This is a genomic window from Shewanella violacea DSS12, from assembly GCF_000091325.1.
Lineage (GTDB): Bacteria > Pseudomonadota > Gammaproteobacteria > Enterobacterales > Shewanellaceae > Shewanella > Shewanella violacea.
Genome location: NC_014012.1, coordinates 2,149,044 through 2,165,171 on the forward strand (window position 1 = coordinate 2,149,044; position 16,128 = coordinate 2,165,171).

At 41.4% G+C, this 16,128-nt stretch carries 10 protein-coding genes and 1 tRNA gene; 9 read left to right on the plus strand and 2 right to left on the minus strand.

Annotation, left to right across the window (positions count from 1 at the left end; all coding sequences use genetic code 11):
* Positions 1 to 3: 3 nt before the first annotated feature.
* Positions 4 to 1,914 carry a DUF3466 family protein gene (locus SVI_RS08785; protein WP_041419817.1) on the plus strand — a complete coding sequence of 637 codons (1,911 nt, stop codon included), beginning with the start codon at positions 4 to 6 and terminating at the stop codon, positions 1,912 to 1,914.
* Between the two features lie 239 nt (positions 1,915 to 2,153).
* Positions 2,154 to 2,330: a ribosome modulation factor gene (gene rmf / locus SVI_RS21060; protein ID WP_013051140.1), complete on the plus strand. Its 177-nt coding sequence runs from the start codon at positions 2,154 to 2,156 to the stop codon at positions 2,328 to 2,330.
* A 91-nt stretch (positions 2,331 to 2,421) separates the two neighbouring features.
* Here rmf and fabA read toward each other — a convergent pair whose 3' ends face one another.
* Both fabA and SVI_RS08795 read right to left on the minus strand, forming a co-directional pair.
* Positions 2,422 to 2,937, minus strand: a complete 516-nt coding sequence (gene fabA / locus SVI_RS08790) for a bifunctional 3-hydroxydecanoyl-ACP dehydratase/trans-2-decenoyl-ACP isomerase (RefSeq protein ID WP_013051141.1) — start codon at positions 2,935 to 2,937, stop codon at positions 2,422 to 2,424.
* Positions 2,938 to 3,005: 68 nt separating this feature from the next.
* Positions 3,006 to 4,775 (minus strand): S16 family serine protease, encoded by a 1,770-nt coding sequence (locus SVI_RS08795; RefSeq protein WP_013051142.1) that lies wholly within the window; start codon positions 4,773 to 4,775, stop codon positions 3,006 to 3,008.
* A gap of 311 nt (positions 4,776 to 5,086) precedes the next feature.
* Between SVI_RS08795 and SVI_RS08800 the strand changes: the two genes are divergently transcribed.
* The 7 genes from SVI_RS08800 to SVI_RS08835 all read left to right on the plus strand — a co-directional run bounded on the left by SVI_RS08800 (position 5,087) and on the right by SVI_RS08835 (position 16,096).
* Positions 5,087 to 5,177 (plus strand) — tRNA-Ser (locus tag SVI_RS08800).
* A 1,173-nt stretch (positions 5,178 to 6,350) separates the two neighbouring features.
* On the plus strand, positions 6,351 to 6,995 hold the full coding sequence (gene uvrY / locus SVI_RS08805) for a UvrY/SirA/GacA family response regulator transcription factor (protein ID WP_013051143.1): 645 nt from the start codon (positions 6,351 to 6,353) through the stop codon (positions 6,993 to 6,995).
* A gap of 103 nt (positions 6,996 to 7,098) precedes the next feature.
* Positions 7,099 to 8,928: an excinuclease ABC subunit UvrC gene (gene uvrC / locus SVI_RS08810; RefSeq protein WP_013051144.1), complete on the plus strand. Its 1,830-nt coding sequence runs from the start codon at positions 7,099 to 7,101 to the stop codon at positions 8,926 to 8,928.
* A gap of 550 nt (positions 8,929 to 9,478) precedes the next feature.
* The gene (locus SVI_RS08815; RefSeq protein ID WP_013051145.1) at positions 9,479 to 10,315 is read left to right on the plus strand and encodes a hypothetical protein; all 837 of its coding nucleotides are present in this window, start codon (positions 9,479 to 9,481) and stop codon (positions 10,313 to 10,315) included.
* A 26-nt stretch (positions 10,316 to 10,341) separates the two neighbouring features.
* A complete protein-coding gene (locus SVI_RS08820; RefSeq protein ID WP_013051146.1) occupies positions 10,342 to 12,009 on the plus strand; it encodes an amidohydrolase in 1,668 nt (555 codons plus the stop codon).
* A 166-nt stretch (positions 12,010 to 12,175) separates the two neighbouring features.
* Positions 12,176 to 13,786 carry an MFS transporter gene (locus SVI_RS08825; protein WP_041419819.1) on the plus strand — a complete coding sequence of 537 codons (1,611 nt, stop codon included), beginning with the start codon at positions 12,176 to 12,178 and terminating at the stop codon, positions 13,784 to 13,786.
* A 723-nt stretch (positions 13,787 to 14,509) separates the two neighbouring features.
* Positions 14,510 to 16,096 carry an MFS transporter gene (locus SVI_RS08835; protein WP_041419820.1) on the plus strand — a complete coding sequence of 529 codons (1,587 nt, stop codon included), beginning with the start codon at positions 14,510 to 14,512 and terminating at the stop codon, positions 16,094 to 16,096.
* Positions 16,097 to 16,128: the final 32 nt, after the last annotated feature.

The window sequence follows — 16,128 nt, forward strand, 5'->3', positions numbered from 1 at the left end:
TTAATGAAGTTGAAAATGGATAAAGCACTATCATTAGTTGCAGTCGGTGTAATTAGTGTTTTGCAAGGTGCCAATGCTGCACCTGTGTATGAAATTAAAAACCTAGACGAAATTTATAGTCAGGCTGACGGCGCTGAATTAATCGGCACACTCAAAGGTACACGCAGTGGCTATGGTATGGCGGTTAATGCCAATGGCGAAGCTGTGGGCCTAGCAAAAGGTAAGAAGTACCTCAGTGTATCCGAGGATGATGATGGCGTTATCGATATCGAAGATGGCATCGCGCCAGAAGAGAGAATCGTACTTTCCATTAATACACCAATTAAGGCCAATAACTTTACTTTTACTGCTGAAGAAAATGACCAAGCCTCTAAGCCTTGGTTACCGACATTTGACAGCGTTAATGGAACTACGGATCCGAGTTTAACGGATCCAGTCGTTCCAAGTACGATCAATTCAGTTGATGCATACTTTTACGCGATAAATGATGCAGGTGTTAAAGTGGGAGCCATGACGGCGCCAGAACAAACAGCGCCTTATACTGGCAGTACACCTGATCAAGAGTTCTGGTACTACAGAGATTTCGAAGAGCGCGGTTTTGTTAAAAATGCCGATGGTATAGAGACTGCTTTAGTGCCGCCGCTCACCGAATATGACAAAGGTGATGGTACGCCAGCTGTCAATGTGGGTGGATATTCTGTCGCGGCTAAAGTGAACGCTAATGGGCTTGTTGTCGGTTTCGTTGGCACAGAGTTATCTAAGAATGCGAAAGATCGTATAAATGGCTGTATTACAGGTACAAGCTATCCAGTCGATGTCTGTGTGCAGAATTTACAGTTCCCCTACGATAGTTATGACCGTTCATACATAAATTATCAGGTGCGCGGTTATGTGTGGCAGTTAAATGCAGAAGGGACAGCTGTTGCTTCTGGGACTGAGTTACCATTAGGCTTAACTCCAAGTTCAAGCTCTACGACTATTTATACTGCTCAAGGTTTTAGTGCTAATACCCAAGGTACAGTTGTTGGACGTTCTCATGTTTATCGCAAGGGGAATAAAGATAAACTGGCCTACGATGCGGCATACTGGACTAAGAATGAAGCTACTGGGGACTATGAGTACAACTGGGTTCCTATGATAGATGACCGACGTCAGTCGATCGCCTTTGATATTAACGATAACGGTATATTAGTCGGCAGCTATAAACAGTATCTACAAGGATATGAAAGAGATAAATTTTTCTACTTTGATACTAATGGCACTGGTGACCTAGTTACTCCTTATGATTTTAGTAGCAGCACTGGAATCTCAGACCTAAGCAGTAAGCCAAAAGATATCAACAATAAGGGCCAGGTAGTCGGTTATATCGAAACCACCCATGATAAAGAGAAGCCGCGTCCTAAGGCTGGTTTCCTGTTTGATAAGAATACCAATGACTTTAGAAACCTCAACCAGCTATTAACTTGTGAGTCTAAGGGCTTCAAGAAGGTTGATGACAAGTGGGTCCGTAAAACAGTCGAAGTCATAGATGGTACCGGGAAGAAGCTAGTCTACAATGAAGACCTTGTGGTGGTTGAAGCTAACAGCATCAATGAAGAGGGGCTAATTGTCGGCACTGTATCTGTGCGTAAACCTCAGTATAAGTTCGATTCTAAAGGTAATTTGGTCATAGGTGACAATGGTCTGCCTGTTTTTGAAGTGAACGGAAATGGCGATCCATTGACTTCATACTTGCCTCGCATGTTGGTGTTAAAAACCAACGGAGCCGAAGCGAGTGATGACTGGCTTAAGGCCAATGATTGTACCGATGGTAATGAAGAACCTGACGATTATGAACGTAAAGGCGCAGCCAGTTTTGCCTGGTTATTTGCTCTACCTTTACTTTGGTTCCGTCGTCGTTATTCGGTTAAATAGGCCGAAACTAGATGCTAATTAGCTAAGGTGAGTGCTTGTTATAGCTAATACTGACTCTGGTAGAATAAGTTCATAGAAAAATCGAGGCAATTGCCTCGATTTTTTTTGTTCAAAAAACTCAACAGCTTAAAAAATACCCACTCAAATTGGTTAAATTTTGATTGATCTTGAGTCGAAAAAGATCTATTTCTATCAAGTGAAGCTATTGCTTCTTTGTATGTAAAACAGAGGATGCTTGCATGAAGAGACAAAAAAGAGATCGTTTAGATAGAGCTTTTTCGAAAGGATTTCAAGCCGGAGTTGGTGGTCGCTCAAAGGAGAAATGTCCGTACTCGACACTTGATTCTAAGTCACAATGGTTAGGGGGATGGCGCGAAGGCGTAGATGGTCGAGTAACAGGCTTATTTAATAAGTAACGCAGCATTTTGCCCTCCTAGTCACAGAAAACTGTAGCCGAAGAGGGCATTTTTATACCTGTAGCGCTAGATTACTGGTATAGAATTTAGTCTAGAAATTGCTGGTATCCGTGAAGATGCCGACTTTTAAATCTTTAGCGCTGTAGATCTCTCGTCCATCGACTTCCATGGTGGCATCAGCAATACCCATGGTAAGTTTACGGTAAACTTTACGCTTGATCGTCAGTTTATAGGTGATCTTCTTAGCATCGGGAAGCACTTGGCCGGTGAATTTAACCTCTCCCACTCCCAGAGCTCGTCCTTTACCTTCGGCGCCTTCCCATCCAAGGAAGAAACCAACTAGTTGCCACATAGCATCTAGACCTAGGCAACCGGGCATAACTGGGTCATTTTCGAAATGACAGCCGAAAAACCATAATTTGGGGTCGATATCCAACTCAGCAACAATCTCACCTTTTCCGAATTCACCACCATCGGCATTTATCTTGACGATGCGATCGATCATCAACATATTGTCTATGGGCAGACGAGGTGAGTCTTTACCAAATAACTCAGCATGACCACAGGCGATAAGTTCTTCTTTACTGAAACTGTTTGCATTACTCATTGATTTACTTTACTCCAACAATATGAGGTGCCCAGATTAGCGAACACGTGTACGCTAAACAACTCCGATCAGCTAAAAAACTTCATTTTTCGGAGCAACTTCTCAAAAAACGTACTTTCTTCATCAGTATAGCCCGCTAAATTTGCCAATCGGCTCTGGACCATGCCATAGAGTGAACCTTTTGGGAAATCATTATTCTCATCGGCAACACCCGCAGTGACCTTCATGAGAAGCTCGACGGCTTCATCGATATGTTCTATTTGAAATAGACTAAACTGACCAGCCTCAATTGCTGCGACGAGTTTAGTTGAAAGGTTGAGTTGTTGGGTGTTGGATCTTGGGATTATGACCCCTTGATTGCCTGTGAGTCCACGACGTTCACATAAGTTAAAGAAGCCTTCAATCTTCTCATTGACGCCCCCTATGGCTTGTACTTGACCGAATTGGTCTATGGCGCCAGTTGCCGCAATGCTTTGATTAATCGGCTTCTCTGTAATGGCTGATATCAAACTGCAATATTCTGCAAGGGATGCGCTGTCTCCATCGATCTCTTGATAGGATTGCTCGAATACTATATTGGCATTTAAGTGGAGTGGGGCATCTTTACCGAAGATGCGATATAAGCAAGAAGATAAGATCATCATCCCCTTCGCATGAATATTTCCTCCTAGTTCAGATTTTCTTTCTATGTCGGCAACTTCTCCATCGCCATAATGAACTGAAGCGGTAATGCGTGCAGGCTCTCCGTAGGCGTATTCCACAGTCTCGAGTACAGGGAGTCCGTTGATTTGGCCACCCCTTTCCCCTCCTGTGGGTAAGTTTATAAATTTATCATCGAAGTTNTGTGCCGATAGTGTCTCAGAGGCATTATGGCGGAGCTGATAACGCGTTAATGCGTAGGCTAAGTTAGTTGCCGATACTTCAGAGTCACCACTATATGCGATAGCCTGGGATAAAAGCTGGCCTATTTGAGATGATAATAAGCTTAGACGTCGCTGATGATCGGCCAATCGGGCACTGTACTGAAACAGGGGGGCTAAGGCTGATTGAGATAGAGACACTTTATTGAGCGCTGCCACAGAGGCTAACCAGTTGCCATATTCTGCTTCGCTGTGACTGGTTAAATCCAGTTCGTAGTTCATTTCTCCCAGTAGAGGGAAGTGAGTAGAAAACTGTCTCTCTTCTGTCCAGCAGATACTATATAGCGTACTTGAACCTACGAGTACGATTTTACAATTAAGTGGTACATGAGGAAGTTGAGAATGGATTTGATAGGTTTTAGCCGCCAAGATAGTCAGGAGTAGCTCCCACATGCCTTCACGTTTCCAGAGAGAATCGGCGCAGATAAAGACGGTGTGGCATTGCGCCAATGCACCGGCTTGATATTGGACCTTATCAAGGTTATTTGTATCTAAGGTGTGGTCACCGCTACTTAATATTCTACCGATCAAATCGCTACGTTTGATATTGCCCGATAGGTAAGCGTAGCTTTGCCTTTTATGGCTGAAAATGACCGGCTTCTTCTCATCAGTCTTGTTAAAGTCTTGTTCATCTATCCACTGAAAACTGGGTTTATTATTGTCATTTGAACCTATGAGTAGCTGACAAGCTCTATCGTCTTGGGCACTGACTAATGCGTCTATGAATGCTTCTCTATCTATACCAGCCAAATCTGCCAGATACATATGCTGGTGTGCTGTTTTAGTCAAAAGAGTGAAAGCGTCAACGACTCTCTCTTGACCTAAAAGAAGACTTTTCTTTTCATTTTTTAGCGTAGAGAGAGCAGGGAGGTTATGCTGAGGCGTTAATGATGACACTGGAATGACGTTTGGATTCATAGAGACATTGGCTACTTTAAATATAGAAATCAGAATAGTGATTGGCGATATGTTAGCACATGAGTTCTGTTGCCCATATTCTTATCGCTCTGACAGACCCCTATGTCGAGTCGAACCATTGAAACTCGACCTTGCTAGACATGATTTCATGTTTTTTCTTTGAATCTTAGGCAAAACTTCTCAATTTAAGCCTATGTCTGGGCTAACTGGTGTCTTAATTCTCAAAATTGAGTGTTAGATAGTCAGTTGAACTTAATCTTAAAAAAAAGAGTTTACTTCGTTCTTAGTTACTTATAGTATTCGCTGCGTTCGGAGAGATGGCAGAGTGGTCGAATGCACCGGTCTTGAAAACCGGCATGGGTTTATAGCCCATCTAGGGTTCAAATCCCTATCTCTCCGCCACATTCAAGACGAAAGGCTACTCGAAAGAGTAGCCTTTTTTCGTTAAAGAAAATGATAGTTTCGATAGTAATGTGAACCCTTGGTTCCTCTTGTTTAAAGTCAGCTATCTCTCGCCACATTCAGATGAAGCCCGTTATCGAAAGATAACGGGCTTTTTCGTTCATAAATATATATTTTTTGAGCCACGGGTTTATAGCGTATCAGTGTAGGGTTCAAATCCTTATCTCTTTGCCACATTCAAGACGAAAGGCTACTCGAAAGAGTAGCCTTTTTTCGTTTAGGAAAGAAATTACCTGATAGGAAGATGAACCCTGGGGTTCCTCTTGTTTAAAGTCAGCTATCTCTTTGCCACATTCAGATGAAGCCCCAGCAGAAATGTTGGGGCTTTTTTCGTTCATAAATATATATTTTTTGAGTCACGGGTTTATAGCGTATCAATGTAGGCTTCCTCTTGTTTTAAAATCAGCTATCTCAGTGCATTCGTTTCAAACAAAGAGTCAGATGAAGCACCAGCAGAAATGTTGGGGCTTTTTCGTTATAGCTTTCTTTATAAGAAGTTTGGGTTTATAGCTCTTTAATTAAGGGGGGAATTCCTATCTCTATGTATTTGTCTCGAACAAGTGTCAGACGAAGCCCGTTATCGAAAGGTAGCGGGCTTTTTCGTTTCAGATTATGTCGTACTTCCATGGTGTGATTTTTCGAGGTTCTTGCGACCTGGCAGCTGCCACTTGCCAGCTGCCATCTATGGGTCAAATTATGTATTGCTCTAGTGATTTAAACGTTGAATATGCTTGAGCCGCTGTAAGTACAAAACTGACCCTGGAGACTTTCTGGGTTTACATGAGTTTGTATAGCGATAGATCCGACCTATGATTCTTGTTCTCCCTTATTAGGCTGCTTATAATCGGCTGCTTGCTTACCTGTCTTATTGGAAGTGGTTTAACGCTGGTTTATTGAGACTAATTATGGGGGGAGTTACGGCATAAAATAAATAAATAATAAAGAAATACAATGCCTTGGTTATTATCCACTCGATGTAAGGGCTTACTTTGGTTTTATCGGCTAGGTTATTCAAAAAGGAGCTTTCTTATTAATGGTTTATGGGCTAAATTAGCACTAAATAAGAATCTGAATAAGCTAAGGTTCTTCACGATACACCTAAGGTAATTTGAATTGATTTCAGTATATTTAGTCGATGATCATGAGCTAGTTCGCACCGGAATCCGCCGTATTCTTGAAGATGAGCGCGGCATTAAAGTTGTGGGCGAAGCGGGTGACGGTGAAACTGCGGTCAAATGGAGTCGAACTAACGAAGCTGATGTGATCCTGATGGACATGAACATGCCTGGGATAGGTGGATTAGAAGCGACGCGCAAGATTTTACGTCATCAGTCTCATGCCAAAATCATTGTGCTAACGATTCAAACAGAAGATCCATTTCCGACTAAGGTGATGCAGGCCGGTGCGTCAGGCTATCTCACTAAAGGTGCGACACCACCTGAGGTGTTACAGGCTATTAGACAAGTGGCACACGGGCAAAGATACCTTTCCCCTGAAATTGCCCAGCAGATGGCTCTCAGTCAATTTAACTCCAATGATGAAAATCCATTTCAATCACTGTCAGAGCGTGAGTTACAGATCATGATGATGATCACCAATGGTGAAAAAGTCAGTGAGATAGCTGTGCAACTCAATTTGAGTCCCAAGACAGTCAACAGTTACCGCTATCGTTTATTTGCAAAATTGGGGATCGGTGGTGATGTTGAGCTGACACGCCTTGCGATCCGTTATAAAATGCTAGATGCAGGGCAGTTTTAGCCGTTTAGCATGACTAATGTTAGACATAGCGTCAGAAATTCTTTAGTCATGAGTAAAAAACTGTCGCGATCCTTTAGCGTAAATAACTTTAGCCATTCTACCTATGCCAGTACAGTTTGATTCAGCACTCTTTCTAAAAAGTGTATCTTCATCGCCAGGTGTTTATCGTATGTACGACGCAGATGATGTCGTCATCTACGTGGGTAAGGCCAAAGATCTTAAGAAACGCCTGACTTCCTATTTTCGTAAAAACCTTGTCCATATAAAAACCAAAGCCTTGGTGTCTCACATCAATAGTATAGATGTCACTGTGACCCATAGTGAGACCGATGCACTGCTTCTGGAAAATGATTATATCAAGCAGTATATGCCTAGATATAACGTGTTACTCCGAGATGATAAATCCTATCCGTACATTTTACTCAGTAACCACAAGCATCCAAGGCTTGCCTATCATCGTGGGCCTAAGAGGGATAAGGGGACCTATTTTGGTCCTTATCCAAATGGGGGGGCTGTCAGAGAAAGTTTGCATTTGATGCAAAAGATATTTCCTATCAGACAATGTGACGATCTTTATTATAAATCTCGCTCTCGTCCCTGTTTACAATATCAGATAGGTCGCTGCAGTGCCCCTTGTGTAGATAAAGTCACTAGTGAGGAGTATGAAGCTCAAGTCAAATTGGCGAGTTTATTTCTTAAGGGCAAAAACCAACAGGTGATGATTGAACTGGTTTCGAAAATGGAGACTTGTGCTCAATCCCTTGAATATGAAAAAGCGGCCAGCTATAGAGATCAGATAACTGCATTACGAAGAGTGGCTGAGCAGCAGGAAGTGTTGAGTAGCACTGGCGACATGGATGTGATTGGTGCCTATTATGCATCGGGTGTGGCGTGTTTCCATCTACTCTTTATTCGAAATGGTAAAATATTCGGTAGTCGAAGTTATTATCCAAGTGTTCCCGCTCAAACCGATATGGATGAGATATTTAGTTCCTTCATGATCCAGTTTTACCTCAATGGCGATAGCCAAAGGACGCTACCTAAAGAGATATTATTGAGTCACAGCTTCGATGACTTGCCTCAATTAGAGGAGGCAATTCAAGCTGCGCTTGATAAAAAGGTAGAAATAAAAACGAGTGTGCGGAGTGAGAGAGCTAATTTTTTACGCTTAGCCGTTACCAATGCGACTAATGCAGTGAATACCCGATTGTCTCATAAGAATACGGTCGAACAGCGCTTCTTATTATTAGAAGAGGCTTTGGAGATGACTACACGGATACAGCGGATGGAATGTTTCGATATTAGCCACACAATGGGAGAGAGTACCGTGGCTTCCTGTGTTGTGTTTAATCGAGAGGGGCCGAATAAGGCTGACTATCGCCGTTACAACATCAATGGGATCACGCCGGGTGATGATTATGCAGCCATGAAGCAAGCGATCACTAGACGATTTGATAAAATAGATAAAACTGGCAAGATCCCGGATATTTTATTTATCGACGGTGGTTTGGGTCAGTTACGAATTGCACAAAAAATCGTAGATGAAAAATTTGCCAATATAGATACCGCTCCCTTGCTTATTGGTATTGCTAAAGGAGAGGGGAGAAAGCCGGGTCTAGAAACACTAATCTATGGTGAAAACGAGCTATCTTTCTCTATCGCTGCAGATTCAGGTGCTTTGCACTTGATACAGCACATTCGTGACGAGTCTCACCGTTTTGCCATCACAGGCCACAGAAATAAACGTCAGAAGACGCGCAACACTTCGACATTAGAATCCATTGCGGGTGTCGGACCAAAACGTCGCAAGGCTTTACTGCAATTTTTAGGTGGAATTCAAGAAGTGAAGGGCGCAAGTGTGGTTGAACTTGCGAAAGTGCCGGGGATAAGTTTGGACATGGCGCAAACAATACATGACTCATTGCGAGGCTAGCTAGAACTGGCGAGTTTGATGCCGTAAAAACCACAAATGCTCAGCTTTATTACTAGAATTTGCTCGCTCTTACTCTCTGGAGAGCCATCTCATCCCATCAATTTCCTTAAAGCAGAGCTTTATTGCAAACCATGTCAAATCCTAGATCACGTTTTTTAACACCACAGCTGTCTCTCATCAGTTAAGTTTATTCTGCCTATAACCCTACATTAATTGTGTCATTAGGCGCGAGTGCCAGGATTTAAATATGTAAGGCTATGTTATAAAAGGTTTTAATTGTTGTTGGTCCGCCTGGGGCAGAGTGTATGCCTAGGGGAGGGGTTAATAAATGGTTTATTTTGTGACTTTCCTTGACTAGATTCGCTCCTAATGGCCATTAGAGCTGCTGATTTTAAATGTTGTCGAAAATCAAAGGTTTAGGGTTTTCGTTGGTTTTTTGTGGCTCGTTTTCTGGCTTTGGTATTAGCGCTGCTAATATGCAGATTAAGTATGTTTAATTTCCCATATTTCCTGAAAATGAAAAAATAGGGGCACACAACAAATAGGATTTATGATGAAAACTAACATCTTCAAACTTTCAATACTTTCAGTTTCTATACTAGCAATGACAGCATTTAATGTAAGTGCTAATGATGATGTACCGGATCCAGCGGACGTCACGAAAGTATTGACAGCTCTAAAGGTGAGCGTCGGTACCAATAGCAATGATTACGATGCTGCTGTTGAAGCCGAATTGAAAATTGGCGGTTCATTCAATAAAAACAATAGTTTCCTAACTATGATCTCAGCTCAAGGCGCGACTAAAGATTCTGCTGAGTCTATGGATGCTGATGATTTTGATTTACGTGAGTACCGTGCACGTTGGTTCCAGGTGTTTGGAACAGGTATTGAAGCCATGCCAAAAGCAGGTTACTCAATCGATTACGTCGATCATTCAAATGATGACTCAGATCCAATCGATCATATTATTGCAGTCGGTGGAGTTCTTAAAGTTCCAGTTCTTGCAAACTGGGTTATGTATCCAAACATCGCAGTCGTTCAAGCGAACTTGAAAGATGAATATAAAACCGGTGGCAGCGATGACGGTAAAGGTTTCCAAGTTAACATCTTCAACTCAATATATTTGAATAAGAAGGGTGCATATTTGGCCATTAACCCACAGTACTCTTGGTTAGATTTTGATACATATACAACTCAAGATTTGATGGTAGAAACAACATTCGGCATGCCGCTTACTGACAGCAGAAAGTGGTGGTTCAGTGCAACATACAAAGAAACAATCAGTGATGTTAGCTTTGACAACAAGACTCTAGCTATGCCTGATGTATCTTATAAAGCCAACGATGACAAGCGTCAATTCCGCGTTGGTGTAACTTATATCTTTTAAATAAGTTTAATTATCTGGAGAAAACGATGAAAATCTATTCAGCAAAAAAAATCTACTCAGTAAATGAGGATTTCACTCACACTAACGCCATGGCGATTGAGGGTGAACAGATTGTAGAGCTAGATGATTTGTCATGCTTGATGGCTAAATATCCGGCTGCTGAAGTTATTACTGAATATGAAAATGATTTCATTTACCCAGGGTTTGTTGAGCCACATCTGCATATCCTAGGTAGTGCATCCATGTTTGCTGCGTTAATACCAGTCAGCTTCACTGATTGGACTATTAATGGCCGCACTTATAAAGCGGTAAGAACACCAGAAGCCTTCGTTAGTACAATGAAGGAACGTGTTAAAGAGTTCAGTGATCGTGAAACCTTAGTGTTATGGGGCCATTATGAACCTCTTCATGGCGAACTCACCCGAGAGATCCTCGATGAGATCGACAGTACACGTCCATTTGCAATGTGGGGAGCGTCTATTCATAAGCTGATCCTTAACAGCAAGGCTGTTGAAGATTTCAAAGTGAAAGACATTCCAGACAGTGTTTGGGGCGTGATTAAAGACGCTGAAGGGCTTCCTACTGGTGTTCTCATTGAGCAGGCAATGTTTAAAACTGCTGTTGAGCATATTGTGTCGAAAGTTTCGCCTCAAGACATGATGCAAAGCTTGCAAAGTGTTCTTGAACAGGGACGCTCAAAAGGTGTGACTACTTGTGTCGATATGGGCATAGGTATCTCAATGCCTTACGAGATGGAACTGAAGTTACTGCAAGCGGCTGATGCAATTCCTACGATGCCAAAATGTAGAAAAGGCTATATGTTTGGTTGGCAAAAAGTTTATGAAGGTCAGGACTTAGATGCCCAGAAGACTTTTGACTTTGTTGATCAACACTACAAGAGTAACAAAGATAACAACACGTTATTCCCTGTAAAATGCATTAAGTTTTTTGCTGATGGTGCCGTTTCTGATTATGAAATTATCACTAAAGATGAATTTCAAGATAATCGTGTTACTGGCTGGTTGCATCGTTTCGCAGATAGAACAGAAGATACATTAGCTGAAGATATGTCTAAGTTTTGGGATAATGATTATTCCATTGCTATTCATACCCAAGGCGACCAGGCTCACTCAAAAGTGCTTGACGCGGTAGATACTCTTTCTAAGAGTGGCAAGGGAAGAGATGGGCAGATGTTTATTCAGCACATGGGCTTCACCGATGACGAGTTCTTCGAACGTGTTGCTGCAATGAAATATAAGCCTAGTGCTAGCGTGACACCTTATTACAGCTATCACTTCTATTCGTCTTGGCAGAAAGAACAAATTTTGCCTAAGTCGTGTTTTAATCAGCTACAACGAGCTCAGTCTGCACTAGATGCTGGTATGAGTGTCAGCCTTAATGCTGATATTCCGTTAATGCCAACAAACCCTATGATGGGTGCATACATATTAATGACTCGTTTAGATATCGACGGCAACGTTGTTCTTGCTGAAGAAGCTATATCACGACAAGATGCATTAAAAGCGATTACCAAGGTTGCTGCAGAGCAGCATGGACTTGATAAGATCGGCACACTTGAGAAAGGTAAGCTAGCTGATTTTACCGTGCTTGAATTTGACTGGATGCAGGATGACCTAGCTAAGCTAACGGCATTGGATGCTAAAGCTTGTTACGTCGGCGGCGAAAAGTCTTAATCAAGAAGATTCTCAAAATACAAAATTAACACTCAGGTATTAATTTTATCCACCTGACTTTAATTACATAATTAAAGTCAGGTTGGGTTTCATATAAATACACTTCAATTATCTTCTTATCTAACTAATTTCAATCATAAGTCATTTGATTGTTACAGGTAGAATCATGACAAACTCGAACACAGATTCAAAATCTAATTCAAACAAGTGGACGACGCTGCTCGTTCTTTGTGCTGCCCAGGTGGGTACAAGTGGTGATAACAGCACCGTAGGTGTTGCAGCAGCGACACTAACCAAATTATTTGGTGCCTCAATGGACCAAATTCAAATGGCCAATGCCACCTATTCATTGATTGCTGGTGCAATGATGATTGCTGGCGGCTTGATGGGTCTCATCCTAGGATGGCGCAAATCGTTCAGGATCGGTCTAGTATTACTTGCCATTAGTGAAGTCGTCGCGGCATTCTCTCCAGATATTAATACCTTTATTTATGGTGCTCGTGTGTTAACGGGTGCTGGCGCAAGTTTAACTATTCCTGCGGTACTCGGGCTAATTGCCGGTAATTACCAAGGAAAAGATCAGGCTATCGCTTTCAGTGCGTTAGCAGCCGCATCAGGCGTCGCCGCTGCGGCAATGCCTGTGCTATTTGGCACCTTGCTTGATGTAGCGGGCTTTAAGGTCACGTTTTTAACCTTAGGGGTTATTTTCGTTCTTGTTCTGCTAGCTTCTTCAAAAGTTAAAGATGTTGAAGTGAGTAAAAATAAGCCGAAACTTGATTTCATCGGTATTTTACTCGCAGCAGTAGGTCTATTACTTGTCATCGTTGGTACATTAAAAATGCCAATTTGGGGCATGATTTCAGCAATTACCTCTTTCTCTGTAATGGGTTTCTCTCCAGCGATTGTTATGGTTATCGTGGGTCTATTGGTACTGGTAGCCTTACTAGGTTGGGAAAAACGCTATGAGTCAAAGGGTGGATTAGCATTAATCCCTGCAAAAATCATCTACAACAAGCAGGTACAAACTGGTCTATTCATTGGTGCTTTATTCTGGGTTGGCTCAGCTGCCCCAGTATCTATCACTGTGCCTTATATGCAACTTGTAGGCGGTTTATCTGCAGCGCAAGCCGGTCTAACTCTTATCGGAATGAGTATAGGTACAATTTCAGTTGCCATGCTTCTTCCTGCAAAACTAAGTCATGTCAAGGTTCGTACTGTATGTGGCTTAAGTTTAATCGGAGCCGCAACCGCAGCAGTTACAATGGCATATGGCCTAGAGCTTGGTGGCACTAACTCTCTATTAATCCTAGGTCAAACATTGATGGGTTGTTCTGTTGGTGCTATGGCTTCACAGTGTTCAATTATCGTTACCGATGCACTGGAGCCAAGAGAAGCACAACAATCTGGTGGTATACAAGCTACGGTTCGAAATATTGGTTACGCTATCGGTATTGCAATCATGGGTGTTACCATGCTTACAGTTATGACGTCTGGTTTTAAAGACCAAGTGGACCAAAATGAGTCACTGACTGCTGAAACTCGCACTATGGTGAGTGAGATGGTGACAGTTCCTTACCTAAGCGATAATGACTTCTCTGTATTGATGCAAGATAAAGTTGCTGATGCGAATGAAATAGAGCAACTTGTAGTAATCAATCAGACAGCACGTCTTGAATCTGCAAGATCAGGTCTGTTTGCTGTAGGTATATTCATGCTGTTATTTTTGTTCTCATTACGAAACTTGCCTAACAGAAGCCTAATGGCTAAATCTGAATAATCCTATGACTTAAGCTTACAGTTTATGTTTTAAGTTTAAGTTTATAGTGTCAGCCTATAACGATTGAAGTTCTGTAAGAACTTCAATCGTTTTTTTATTCAAAATACACGCATATTTTCCTTCCCGTCTGCAATCATTTCTTAATGTAATACAGCCAAAATTATTCAGTCTAAATATAAAAGCTAGCTCTTAATCTGAGCACAGCTCTCTCCTTAACTCGTACCCATTGAGCCCTTTTAACTCAAACGGCTTGCAGAGATATCTCAGCATCGTGGCCAGCTAAAAACTTGATTCCGATCGTTATCGGTTCATTAATACAGGTGCTCTTATATTTTTTATAGGCAATTGCCTGGATTAGAAATAAGCGGCAGGCATGGATGACCCTTTCAATTTTTTGATGAAATCAATGCCGCAGATCCTAATGAAATCTGGAGGGTGAAATATGTACAAGGCATTAATAATGCTAAGCTAAAGATTGTGAGCACCCAATATCATGAGCGTCATAGAATTGCCCTGAGTGAAGGAAGCGCGCTCATAGGCATCAAAGAGAACCTATCCAGTATGAAGACTAAACAGTGGTTGGTTAGTGAACTCTTCTTTACAAACCTACATCCCATTTATAAGTATAATCCTATGCCTAGGTCACACATTCAACAAATAACGTGAAGGCGCATAGGTTTACTTTGTTATAATTGGCCTAAATTATTTTAAGATTTATTCTTTATGTCAGTAATGGGTTTTACCAAAGCAGAGGCTAAGATATTATTATGTGTATGCTTAGCTCAATTTGCAGTCTCAGCAGATAACATAACCACAGCTTTGCTTATTAAAGACATCATGATGTCTTTCCAGGTCAGCATAGCTCAAGGCCAAATCGTAACCTCATCCTATTCCGTGATTTCAGCTCCGCTAATGATAGTTACTGGGCTACTAGGCTATTTTTTCTGTTGGAAAAAAATATTTCAATTTGGCTTGTTTCTGTGTACCGCCGGAGAATTCTCGGCATTATTTATCCATGATTTCTACCCGTTTATCGGCATTTCTAGACTTGCATTTGGTATAGGTGCAGCATTAACCTTAGCCTCGAGTGTCGCCTTACTGACCACTAGGATACAGGTTAAAAATAGAATGATTGCATTTAGCATCTGGGGGGCATCTGTAGCAATAATAAGTATGATCTCGCCCATGCTGTTGGCACTTATCACCAGCACTGATTGGAGAAGAAGCTTTCTATTCTTAGGTTTTATTTCCCTGACAGCGTTAATTCTATCAAGAAACCTTAAAAATATAACGCCTGACAGGACAGAGAAAAAGATCGATCTAGTTGCGGTCAGCTTGATTGTGTCGATAGTGGGACTGTTTTTAGTTTCTGTGTCGTTAGCACCTTCTTTAGGCTTTCTCTCGACAGCTGAAAATCATTCAGTATTGGATAATCTAACGATACCAACAATGATGTTAATAACGGCTATCATTTTATCATTTGTTTTCTTTGCCCACGATAGAATGAAATCCAAGCTTAATAGGAATGATTTATATATCACTATCATACCTAAATCATTTGTGAATAAGGAAATGATTGCTGGACTCTATATCCTATTGTTTCTGTATTTAATCTACGGTGGTGTGCTTTTCTCAATTGTAAGTTACATATCATTGGGGACATACGATATATTTGATTCAAGCATAGCCATTACCGTGTTTGCTTTACCTATGTTTTTTGTATCAGTACTCATTGCGAGTAAAGGGAAAGACCTAACCATTTCTAGTCTAAATACCATTGGATTACTGATATTGACGGTTAGCTTAGCTATGCTAGCTTGGTCAATAACCCGCACAGAATCTATTATGCCTATATATTTAGGTATGACGAGCATAGGTATAGGCTGTGGGTTTATTGCATCTAAGTCCAACATAGCGGTAAACAATTCTGTTGACGCTTCTTTGTCTGAACAATCTTCTGGCCTGCAGGTTTCTGCAAGAAATATCGGTTATGTAATAGGCATTGCACTGTTTACTAGCGGACTGACCTTAATGACAAAAGGGCAGTTGTTAGATAGCGCTTTTATCGGTAGTGGACTGTCAGATGTTGCTGCGAATGTAAAATCTGAGTTCTATTTAGCGTTAAGTTTTATGTCAAATAATAGCTTGCATCAGATGATGACTGATTTTAACATTCCCGTACCAACAAACATCGACACGTTAAATAATAACGCACGTTCAATGGCGTTACAGAATGCTCTTTACATATCTAGTATTATGTGTCTTTTAAGTATAAAAGCCGGTCGAATGGTTGAAAATAAACCTAAGTGACAATTAGCTCAATTATGACAGTGACCAAGAAT

Coding starts and splice junctions, on each gene's coding strand:
- uvrC (WP_013051144.1), top strand. CDS start 7,099: ATGCCAGTACAGTTTGATTCAGCACTCTTTCTAAAAAGTGTATCTTCA.
- SVI_RS08825 (WP_041419819.1), top strand. CDS start 12,176: ATGACAAACTCGAACACAGATTCAAAATCTAATTCAAACAAGTGGACG.
- SVI_RS08835 (WP_041419820.1), top strand. CDS start 14,510: ATGTCAGTAATGGGTTTTACCAAAGCAGAGGCTAAGATATTATTATGT.
- rmf (WP_013051140.1), top strand. CDS start 2,154: ATGAAGAGACAAAAAAGAGATCGTTTAGATAGAGCTTTTTCGAAAGGA.
- SVI_RS08815 (WP_013051145.1), top strand. CDS start 9,479: ATGATGAAAACTAACATCTTCAAACTTTCAATACTTTCAGTTTCTATA.
- SVI_RS08785 (WP_041419817.1), top strand. CDS start 4: ATGAAGTTGAAAATGGATAAAGCACTATCATTAGTTGCAGTCGGTGTA.
- SVI_RS08820 (WP_013051146.1), top strand. CDS start 10,342: ATGAAAATCTATTCAGCAAAAAAAATCTACTCAGTAAATGAGGATTTC.
- fabA (WP_013051141.1), bottom strand. CDS start 2,937: ATGAGTAATGCAAACAGTTTCAGTAAAGAAGAACTTATCGCCTGTGGT.